Source organism: Pseudomonas sp. FG29 (assembly GCF_057809355.1).
In genome coordinates this window covers 56222-67991 of sequence record NZ_JBMDJU010000024.1, presented here as the reverse complement: position 1 = coordinate 67991, position 11770 = coordinate 56222, and the positions used below count along the sequence as shown (strand labels likewise).

1 protein-coding gene is annotated in these 11770 nt (G+C 64.0%); it reads right to left on the bottom strand.

The window, feature by feature from the left end:
- A partial coding sequence (locus ACODS1_RS20095) for a retention module-containing protein (RefSeq protein WP_489087054.1) occupies window positions 1-11749 on the bottom strand: 11749 nt, incomplete at its 3' end.
- Window positions 11750-11770: the final 21 nt, after the last annotated feature.

Genomic DNA, 11770 nt, shown 5'->3' with positions numbered 1-11770 from the left:
TGGCGAAGCGGCCACCGGCGTTGTCCAGCAGCTCGTACTGGGTCACGGTGGCGCCTACGTCGCCGTCAACACCCTTGGCGGTGATGCCTACCAGCGTACCGTTGGCGGCGTTCTCATTGACGAAGTTCGGGGCGGAGTTGTCGTCACTGATGACCACGCCGTTGTCGTTGACGTTGCTCAGGTTGATGGTGAACACCTGGGTGTTGCTGCTGCCATCGGAGCTGGTCGCCTTGACGGTGATGTTGTGGCTGGTAGCCGTCTCGTAGTCGAGCTTGCTGCCATCGGCGACGGTGACCACGCCGGTGGTGGCATTGATGGCGAAGCGGCCACCGGCGTTGTCCAGCAGCTCGTACTGGGTCACGGTGGCGCCCACGTCGCCGTCCACGCCCTTGGCGGTGACGCCGACGACGGTGCCGGTGCTGGCGTTCTCCACGACGCGGTTGGCTGCTGCGTCGCTGTCGCTGATCACCACACCGTTGTCGTTGATGTTGGTGACATTGACGGTCACGGTCGCACTGACCGGTGTCTTGCCGTCGGTGGCGCTGACCTGCAACTGGTGATGGGTGGCGGTCTCGTAATCCAGGGACTTGCCGTTGGCCAGGGTGATGACACCCGTGCTCGAGTTGATCGCGAACAGGCCGGCGTCGTTGCCACCGGTGATGCTGTACAGCAGCGGCTCGCCGTCACGATCCTGATCGGTACCGGTGAAACGGTCGCTGAGGTTGGCGATGGTGCTGCCGGAGGCCAGGTTCTCAGCGAAGCTGACGCTGCTGTCGACCAGTCCTGGCGCATCGTCCACGGCCGTAACCTGCAGGGTCATGGTGTTCGGCGTGGTGGAGAAGGCACCGCTCTGATCCTGCACCGAGAAGCTGAAGCTGCTGCTGCCGTTGGCGTTGGCCGCCGGGGTGTAGACCAGCGAGGCGATCTGCGCTGCGGTGATGATCATGCCGATGGTCACCGCCTCGTTGCCCAGGCTCAGGCTGCCGCTGGCCGGCAGGCTGTTGATGCGGATGGCCTTGAGGCTGTCGCCGGCATCGATGTCGTTGAAGGCGAAGTCGGCGCTGGAGAAGCCGCGCGGGGTGTCTTCGTCGGTCGTGACGGTATTGTCGGCGCTGGTCGGCGCGTCGTTGACCGGGTTGACGGTGATGTTGACCTGGGTGTCGGTCACGCCACCTTTACCATCGCGGACGGTAACCACGAAGCTGTCACTGCCGTTGTAGTCGCCGTTGGGCTTGTAGGTGTACTGGCCAGTGGACTGATCGAGTACCAGGCTGCCGTGTGCCGTACCGGTCTTGATCGCATAGGTCAGGCTGTCACCTTCCGCGTCGGTGGCAACGATGCGGCTGGTCAGCGTGCCATCCTCATCGACCGAGGCCTGACTGTTCGGCGCCTCGGGCGCATCGTTGAGGGCATTGACGGTAACGTTGACCACGCTGGTGGTGGTGCCACCCTTGCCATCGTCGATGGTGACGGTGAACGAGTCGCTGCCGTTGAAGTCCTTGGCCGGCTGATAGGTATAGGTACCGTTGGGGCCCATGACCACGCTGCCATGCTGTGGGCCGTCGCCGTTGGCGATGCTGTAGGTGAGGGGATCGTTGTCGACATCACGTGCGGTCACGCGGCCATCGACCGGAGTGTCCTCATTGGTGCTGATGTTGGACGGGCCGCTGACCGGGGCATCATTGACCGGGTTGACCTTGATGGTCACCACGGAGTCGGCATAGCCGAGCTTCGGATCGTAGACGCGGATGGTGAAGGTGTCGGTGCCGTTGAAGTCCTTGTTCGGCGTGTAGGTGTACTCGCCGTTGGTGGTGTTGAGCAGCAGGGAGCCATGGTCGACGCCGGCCTGGATGACGTAGGTCAGCTTGTCGCCATCCACGTCACTGGCGACGATCTTGCCGCTGACGCTCTGATCTTCGTCGGTTTCCTTGCTCTGATCAGTGGTGACCGGGGCATCGTTGATCGGCTTGACAGTGATGGTGACCACGCTGGTGGTGGTGCCGCCTTTGCCATCGTCGATGGTGACGGTGAACGAGTCGCTACCGTTGAAGTCCTTGGCCGGTTGATAGGTATAGGTGCCGTCGGCTTTGAGCGTGACGCTGCCATGCTGCGGGCCGTCGCCGTTGGCGATGCTGTAGGTGAGGGGATCGCTGTCGACATCACGTGCGGTCACGCGGCCGTCTACCGGGGTGTCCTCGTTGGTTTCGATGTTGGACGGACCGCTGACCGGGGCATCATTGACCGGGTTGATCGTCACGTTCACCACGGCGTCGGTGTAGGCGCCTTTGGCGTCGTAAACGCGGATGGTGAAGGAGTCGCTACCGTTGTAGTCCTTGTTCGGCGTGTAGGTGTACTCGCCGTTGGTGGTGTTGAGCAGCAGGGAACCGTGGTCGACACCGGACTGGATGACGTAGGTCAGCTTGTCGCCTTCCACATCGCGGGCGACGATCTGGCCGCTGACGCTGTGGTCTTCGTCGGTTTCCTTGGCCTGGTTGGCAGTGATCGGCGCGTCATTGATCGGGAGCACGTCGATGCTGATCAGGCTGGTGGTGACGCCACCCTTACCGTCGCTGATGGTGATGGTAAAGGAGTCCGAGCCGTTGTAGTCCTTGTTCGGTCGGTAGGTATAGGAACCGTCCGTGTAAAGGGTGAGGGTGCCGTTCTGCGGGCCGTTGCCGCTGGCGATGCGGTAGCTGAGGGTGTCGTTGTCGATATCCTGAGCTTCCACCTTGCCGTTGATCGGGGTGTCTTCGTTGGTCGTCAGGCTGGCCGGGTTGGCGGTCGGCGCGTCGTTGACCGGGTCAACGGTGATCCGTACCACGGCATCGACCACGCCGCCGTTGCCATCCTTGACGGTGACGATGAAGGAATCCGGGCCGTTGTAGTTGGCGTTGGGCTTGTAGGTGTACTGACCGGTGGCGCTGTCGAGCACCAGGGTGCCGTTGCTCACGCCCGACTTCAGGGCGTAGGTGAGCGTGTCGCCGTCCGCATCGGTGGCGTTCAACTGGCTGACCAGGGTGCCGTCTTCGTCCACGTTGATGAAGACGTTGTTCAGCACCGGCGCGTCGTTGACCGGGTTCACCGCGAGGTTGATGGCGCCATTCACGGTGGCGGTGCCGTCGTTGACGCTGTAGGTGAAGCTGCCCACGGCATCGCCAGCCTTGTAGTCGGCCGGAGCGTTGTACTTGAGGCCCTGCAACTGCTCACTGGTGAGCGTCTGGTTGTTGCTGATCGGAGTGCCGTCGGCGAGGGTCACCTGGCCAACCACCGGCAGACCGGTGACGGTGATGGTGAGCGCGTCGTTGTCCACGTCGGTGGGCGCCTGGATACCCAGCGCGGTGCCGGTGCTCTTCTCGTTGACGGTCAGCGCATGGCTATCGACCAGCGGCAGGTCATTGACCGCTGTGACACCTACCTTGACGGTGGCGGTGTCGGTTCCGCCGTTGCCATCGCTGACGGTGTAGGTGAAGGAACCGGTGCCGTTGAAGTTGGCCGCCGGGGTGAATACCACCTTGCCGCCCACCAGTTCCACGGTACCGTTGACCGCATTCTGCACGCTGACGATGGTCAGGCTGTCGCCGTCCGCGTCGGTGTCGTTGCCGAGCAGGGTAGCCGGCTCGATGGTCAGCGCAGTGTCTTCGTTGGTGATCAGCGCATCGAGGCTGTGGCTCAGGCTGGTGCCGCCGAGCACGGTGTAGCTGCCGCCCTCAGGGCGCATTTCCACCTTGAGCTGGGCCTGGCCGGCCTGATCCCAGTAGACGATCTGAATCTGGTGTGCGCCGCTGGTCGGCACGTTGAAGGTGGCGAACTCGCGGGTGGTCGGGCCCTGGTTGCCGTTGTACTCGGCAACCACCTTGCCATCGATGACGATGCTGAAACCATCATCGGCGGTGACGCGCAGCTGGTAGTTGCCGGCGTTCAGGTTCACTGCACCGCTGAGTTCGAGGATGGCGTCGGAGCTGTTGGCCGGGTCGGTGTTCAGGGACGTGGCGTCGCTGCCGAGGAATTTCTGCAGGTTGCCATCACCGCCCAGGTCGCTGCTGACACCGTTGCCGTAGTCCAGCGAGGTGGCGGTGAAGGTGGCATCGGCAGCGTGTTTGCCGATGAAGTCCTTGACCATCGCCAGGTTGCTCAGGTTCGGGCTGTCGGCACCTTCGCGGTAGGCGTAGTAGTTGCCTTTGAGACCGGTGAGCACGGGGACGTCATCACGAGCGTCGGGGGCGTCGTTCACCGGGGTGACGCTGAGCGCGACGCTGCCGCTCAGGGTTGCGGTGCCATCGTTGACGCTGTAGGTGAAGTTGCCGACGGCATCGCCGGCCTTGTAGTCGGCCGGGGCGTTGTATTTCAGACCCTGCAGTTGGTCGCTGGTCAGTGTCTGGCCATTGCTGACCAGGCTGCCATCGGCAAGGGTGATCTGACCGACCACCGGCAGACCGGTGACGGTGATGGTCAGCGCATCGCCGTCGACGTCGGTCGGTGCCTGCAGACCCAGCGGCGTGCCGACGCTTTCTTCGGCGACGGTAAGGGAGGTGCTGTCCACCACCGGCAGATCGTTCACCGGGGTGACGCCCAGGGTGACGCTACCGGTCACGCTGGTGGTGCCATCGTTGACGCTGTAGGTGAAGCTACCGACCGCATCGCCAGCGTTGTAGTCGGCCGGAGCGTTGTATTTCAGGCCCTGCAACTGTTCGCTGCTGAGCGTCTGGCCGTCGCTGACCGGGCTGCCATCGGCGAGGGTGATCTGACCGACCTGCGGCAGGCCGGTGACTTTGATGGTCAGCGTATCGCCATCGACATCGCTGGGCGCCTTGAGGCCCAGCGGCGTGCCGACGCTTTCCTCGGCAACGGTCAGGGAGGTGCTGTCGACCACCGGCAGGTCGTTCACCGGCGTGACGTTGATGGCGACACTGCCGACCACCGAGGTGGTGCCGTCGTTGACGCTGTAGGTGAAGTTGCCGACGGTGTCGCCGGCCTTGTAATCGGCCGGTGCGTCGTATTTCAGACCCTGCAGTTGGGCAAGGGTGAGGCTCTGGCCATTGCTGACCGGGCTGCCGTCGGCCAGGGTGACACGACCCACCAGTGGCAGGCCAGTGACGTTGATGGTCAGGCTGTCGCTGCTGTCGACATCGGTCGGAGCGGCGATGTTCAGCGGCGTGCCGGTGCTTTCCTCGGCCGAGGTGATCCGGGTGTCGGTAACCACCGGCGCATCGTTGCGACCTTCGATGGTCAGCGAGGCCGTGGTGCTGACGAGGCCGCCATGACCGTCGCTGATATCGTAGCTGTAGTTGAGGACGACTTTCTCGCCGACTGCCAGGTAGTCGTACTGCGACGGATCGACCTTGAGGCTGTTGCTGGCCGCGTCGAAGGTGACACCGGAGGTGTCGCCGCTGCCCACCAGCTTGAGGTTGCTGACGCTGAGCTGGTCATTGGCATCCTCGTCGCTGGCCTTCTGCAGCAGGTCGATGCTGTAGGCCGAGGCGTCTTCGTTGGTCAGCGAGGTGATGGCACCGCTGACGATCGGCGCATCGTTGCTGCCGGTCAGGGTGATGGTCACATCACGGCTGGTGCTGGCGTTGCTGCTGTCGGTGACGGTGACGCGATAGACCAGGGTCAGCGTCTCGCCCGCTCCCAGGTAATCCAGTGCGCCAGCGGCCACGCTGTAGCTCCAGTGCACCGAGCCGTCGCCGTCGCCCTGCGCGGCATCGCTGATGGCGGCACTGAGATTACCCAGCGCGTCGACATTCTGGCCGTTGCCATCCTTCGCGCTGATCAGTTGAGTGCCCACGGTATGGGTGTTGCTCAGATCCGCGTCGCTGAAGCCGATATCGCCGCTGGCGGTCAGGCTGCCGGCATTCTCACCCTGGGTGCCATCAGCTCGTTCGTTGAGTCCGGCACTCTGCACATCGCTGCTGAGCACTGGCGCATCGTTGCGGCCCTCGATGGTGAGGGTGACCGTGGTGGGAGTGACGCCACCATTGCCGTCGATCACGTCATAGCTGTAGGTGAGCTTCAGCTCCTGGCCGGCGGCCAGGTAGTTGTAGGCGTTGGGGTTCACCTGCAGGCTATTGCCCGAGACGGTAACGCCGGAAGTGTCGCCGCTGCCGACCAGTTGGACGTTGGCCACGGAGAGTACATCGCTGGTGTCGACATCACTGGCATTGGCCAGCAGGTCGACCTGCAGCGCGCTGGCGTCCTCGTTGGTGGTCTGGGTGATGGCGCTGCTGACCACCGGAGCATCGTTGACGCCGTCGATGGTGACGGTGGCGCTGGTGGTCACCAGGCCGCCCTTGCCGTCGCTGACCTTATAGTCGTAGGTCAGCACGACCCGCTCGCCGGCAGCCAGGTAGTTGTACTTGGACGGGTCGACCACCAGGGTGTTGCCCTGCAGGCTGACGCCCGAGGCGTCGTTGCCGCTGCGCTCGCTCAGGTTGACGACGCTGAGGCTGTCCTTGGCGTCGGCGTCGCTGGCGTTGGCCAGCAGGTTGATGACCTGGCCGGCGGCGTCTTCGTCGGTGCTGACGCTGATGGCGCCGGTGACCACCGGCGCATCGTTGACGCCGGTGATGGTCAGGGTCAGGGTGCTGGCGCTGGAAAGCTTGCCATCGGTGACGGTGAAGGGCACCTGAATGACCAGCTCTTCGCCCTGGCCAAGCGACTGGTAGGCGGCGTTGCTGGGGTCGAATGTCCAGCTGCCGTTGGCATTGAGGCTGAAGCCGGCCGGGGCCGGATTGTTCAGGCTGAAGCTCAGGGTGTCGCCATCGACATCGTTGGCGGCGAGCTGGCCACCGATGGCCGGGGCGTCCTCGACGGTCTCGGCGGTGGTGGCCGCAGCTACCGGGGCGTCGTTCACCGGGGTGATGGTCAGGCGGATGCTGTCGGTGTCGCTCAGCGTGCCGTCGCTGGTGCTGATGGTCAGGCTGTCCTGGCCGTTGTAGTTCGCGCTCGGGACGTATTTCAGCCCTTGCAGGGCTGCCGTGATGGCGGCTTGCGTGCCGGACAGGGTGATGCTGCCGGTGCCGTTGCCACTGAAGGTCACGCCGCCTTTCAGCGGGCCGAGGGTCAGTACGCCGTGTTCGACGGAGACAGTGGTGGTCAGGCGGTCGCCATCGATGTCGCTGACGCTGATGCTGTTGCCGTTGAGCAGGCTGAAGGTCTTGCTGCCATCTTCGGCCAGAGTCTGGGCGCCCGGGGTGGTGTTGACCGGGGCGTCGTTGACCGGGGTGACATCGAACTTGAGGGTGGCAGTGCTGGTGAGGCTGCCATCGCTCAGGGTGTAGGTGACGGACGGCACCGCGCCGTTGTAGTTCTTCGCCGGCTCGAAGGTGAAATCACCATTGGCCTTGATGGTCAGCTTGCCAACGCCCAGGTCAAGGGTTTCGCCAGCGCGCACGCTGACCAGCGGGAAGTTGGTGAGGCTGAAGCGGGTCACGCTCAGGGAGTCGCCATCGACATCGCGGTCATTGCTCAGCACGTTGCCGGTGGCGGTGGTGTCTTCGTCCAGGGTGACGTTGTCATTGACGCCGACCGGACGATCGTTGACCGCCGCGATGGTGATGGTGGCTGTGGCCGGCGCTGCCGAGGTGGCGCCATCGTTGTCCACGGCGCTGTATTCGAAGGTGGTGGTGCCGTTCCAGTCCTTGTTCGGTACGAAATACACCGGGCCGTTGACGCTATCACCAGAATTCAGGGCGGTACCGCCGTTGGCGCTGGCGTACAGGGTGCCGTTGGCCGGCAGGGTGCCGATGGTGAAGCTGCTGACGCTGCCGTCGACATCGCTGCCGGACAGGTTGACCTGAATGCGTGCGGCCTGGTCTTCGTTGCCCGAGGCGCTGACGGCATTGGCCACCGGCGCGTCATTGGTGCCGGTGAGGGTGATGGTCAGGGTGCTGTCGGCGCTGGCGCCATGCTCATCGGTGACGCTGACCGGTACTTCGAGTACCAGTTGCTCACCGGCCTTGAGGTAGTCGTACGCGGAATGGTTGGCGTCGAACGTCCAGCTGCCGTCGCTGCCCAGATTCAGGCCGGCGATGTTGGCGGTGGTGCTGAAGCTCAGCACGGCGCCATCGTCGACGTCGTTGGCGGCGATCTGACCCTTGATCTCACCCGCGCCCTCGACGGCCTCGGCCTGGGCAGCGGTAATGGTCGGCTGGTCGTTAACCCCGGTGACGGTCAGGGTCAGGGTGCTGTTGCTGGTGAGCTTGCCGTCGCTGGCGGTGAAGTTGATGGTCAGCGTGGTGGACTGACCTTCGGCCAGGTGCTGATAGGCCGCGTTGCTCGGGTCGAGCGTCCAGGTACCGTTTTCGTTCAGGGTGAAACCGGCGGGCAGGGCACCTTGGGCGGTGAAGGTCAGACTGTCGTCATCGACGTCGCTGGCTGCCAGTTGACCACCGATCTCGGGTGCGTCTTCGCTGGTCGCTGCGGAGGTTGGCGTGGCCACCGGTGCATCGTTCACCGGGGTGATGGTCAGGCTGACGCTATCGCTGTCGCTCAGCTTGCCGTCGCTGCTGTTGATGGTCAGGGTGTCCTGGCCATTGTAGTCCTTGCCCGGTACGTATTTCAGGCCTTGCAGGGCCAGGTTGATGGCCGCCTGGGTGCCGACCAGGGTAATGCTGCCGGTGCCGTTGCCACTGAAGGTCACGCCGCCTTTCAGCGGGCCGAGGGTCAGTACGCCATGCTCGACGGAGAGGGTGGTAGTCAGGCGGTCGCCGTCCACATCACTGACGGCGATGCTGTTGCCATTGAGCAGGCTGAAGGTCTTGCTGCCGTCTTCGGCCAGGGTCTGGGCGCCGGGCGTGGTGTTGACCGGGGCGTCGTTGACCGGAGTGATATCGAAACGCAGGGTGGCCGTGCTGGTGAGGCTACCGTCGCTCAGGGTGTAGGTGACGGATGGTACTGCGCCGTTGTAGTTGCTCTCCGGGACGAAGGTGAAGTCGCCATTGGCCTGGATGGTCAGTTTGCCGACCCCAAGATCCAGGGTTTCACCAGCCTTGACGCTGACGAACGGCAGATTGGTGAGGCTGAACTTGGTGACGCTCAGACTGGTGTTGTCGACATCGGTATCGTCGCTCAGCACGTTGCCGGTGGCGGTGGTGTCTTCGTCCATGGCAATGCGGTCGGCCACGCCAACGGGGCGATCATTGCTGCCATTGATGGTGACGGTGACGCTGGTCTGGGTGCCGTCGGCAGACTCGACGTTGAAGGTTTCGCTGTAAGACTGGCCAACGTTCAGCTCGTTGTAGGCCGAGCTGGCGACGAAGCTCCAGTTGCCGGTCGCGTCGATGCTGAAGCTGCCGTACTGACCGGAAACGTTGTTCTGCGCGACGAAGGTCGCCGGGCTGTCGACGTCACTGATGCTCAGCGTGCCGTTGGCGGTCAGCGGGGCGTTGGTTTCGGTCAGTTGAACACTGGCGCTGCTCAGTACGGCAGCATCGTTGCTGCCGTTGATTGTGATGGTGACACTGCTCTCGGTGCCGTCGGCACTGGCGACCTTGAAGGACTCGCTGTAGGACTGGCCGACGTTCAGCTCATTGAAGGCGGAGTTGGCCACGTACGTCCAGTTGCCGTTCGCATCGATGCTGAAGCTGCCGTAGGTGCCGGCGACGTCGCTCTGCGCGACGAAGGTGGCAGGGCTGTCGACATCGCTGATGCTCAGGGTGCCACCGGTGCTCAGCGGCTCATCGGTCTCGTTTAGTTGAACGTCGGCGCTGCCGAGAATGGCGGCATCGTTCACCCCAGTGACGGTGATGGTCAGGGTGTTGCCACTGGCGGCGCCAAATTCGTCTACGACCACGTAGGGGATGGTCAGCGTAAGCGTCTGGCCCTCGGCCAGCGACTGATAGGCTTCGTGGCTGGCGTCGAACGTCCAGCTGCCGTCGTCCTTCAGGTTGAAGCCGGCCGGTGCCGGGCTGTCCAGACCATAGCTCAGGGTGGCGCCTGCATCGGCATCGCTGCCTGGCAACGTGCCCTTGATGCTGTCGTCCTCGCTGACTTCGGCGACGCTGGCCTCGGCGATGGGGGTGTCGTTGCTACCGGTGAAATTGATGCTGATGACGCGGGTGTCGCTGGCGCCCGAAGGGTCGCGCACCGTCACCGTGAAGTTCTCGCTGGCGTTCTCGCCTTCGGCCAGGGCGTTGACCTTGGCAGCGTCGATGACATAGGTGTAGCTGCCATCGGCGTTGATGGTCAGCTCGCCGTAGGCACCCTTGGCGCTGCCACTCCAGGTCAGTTGGGTGTCGTCGACGTCGCTGGCGGTCAGTTGGCCCTTGATATCGGCGAAGGTATCGGCGGCTTCGCTATCGGTGACCGTGCTCTCGTAGGTACCGCTGGCTACTGGCGCATCGTTGACCCCGGTGACGGTGATGGTCAGGGTGTTGCCACTGGCGGCGCCAAATTCGTCTACGACCACGTACGGGATGGTCAGCGTGAGCGTCTGGCCCTCGGCCAGCGACTGATAGGCTTCGTGGCTGGCGTCGAACGTCCAGCTGCCGTCGTCCTTCAGGTTGAAGCCGGCCGGTGCCGGGCTGTCCAGGCCATAGCTCAGGGTGGCGCCTGCATCGGCATCGCTGCCTGGCAGCGTGCCCTTGATGCTGTCATCTTCGCTGACTTCGGCGACGCTGGCCTCGGCGATGGGGGTGTCGTTGCTACCGGTGAAATTGATGCTGATGACGCGGGTGTCGCTGGCGCCCGAAGGGTCGCGCACCGTCACCGTGAAGTTCTCGCTGGCGTTCTCGCCTTCGGCCAGGGCGTTGACCTTGGCAGCGTCGATGACATAGCTGTAGGTGCCATCGGCGTTGACGGTCAGTTCGCCATAGGCGCCCTTGGCGCTGCCGCTCCAGGTCAGTTGGGTGTCGTCGACGTCGCTGGCGGTGAGTTGGCCTTTGATGTCGGCGAAGGTGTCGGCGGCTTCGCTGTCGGTGACCGTGCTCTCGTAGGTACCGCTGGCTACCGGCGCATCGTTTACCGGGATGATGCCGAGGTTGACGTTCAGTGGCGTGGAGGCACCACGGCCGTCGCTGGCGGTTACCTGGAAGCTGTCGTTGCCGTTGTAGTCCTGCGCCGGGGTATAGGTCCAGGTGCCATTGGCATTGATCACCAGGGTGCCGTTGGTCGGCGCGCGGGTGATGGTCAGGGTGATCAGGTCGCCGTTCACGTCACGGACGTTGAAGACACCGCTGATCGGCGTGTCTTCGTTGGTCTGCAGGTTCAGCGGGCCCTGGGCGCCGCCATTGCCATCGAGAAATTGCGGGGCCTGGTTCTGCAGGGGTTCCTGTGTGTCACCGAGTGCCGGGCCGAAATTACCCAGGCCGCTGGTTTCGAAACCGATGGAGGCTTGCAGCACCTCGGCAGTAGCGTCGAGCACCACGAAACTGTGGCCACCGCTGGCGGCGTTGCTACCACCGGCAGCAGCCGGGCCCGCCGCAGTTGCTTCGAAGGCTTGCGTCGGGTCGAGGCCGGCCTCGATCGCCTGTTGCAGTTGCGCGACGTCATCGCCCGGGCTTTCGACCTGCTGAGCCGTCTCGGCGTTCTGCGCAGCGGCGCGGCTGTCGCCTTCGCTCCATTGGCTCTCACGCCCCAGGTCGAGCATACGGCCGTCGGCCAGTTCGAGGGTGACTGCGCCGTTGGCGCTGGTCAGCACCTGATCACCGCTGAAGAGTCGATCACCCTCTACCAGAACGCGTCGTGCGCCCTCTGCGGAAATGGCGAATACCTGGCCAACAATGCTTTTGACGGTCGCAATGACGCTGCTCATCGTGTGACTCTCCTGGAGGCG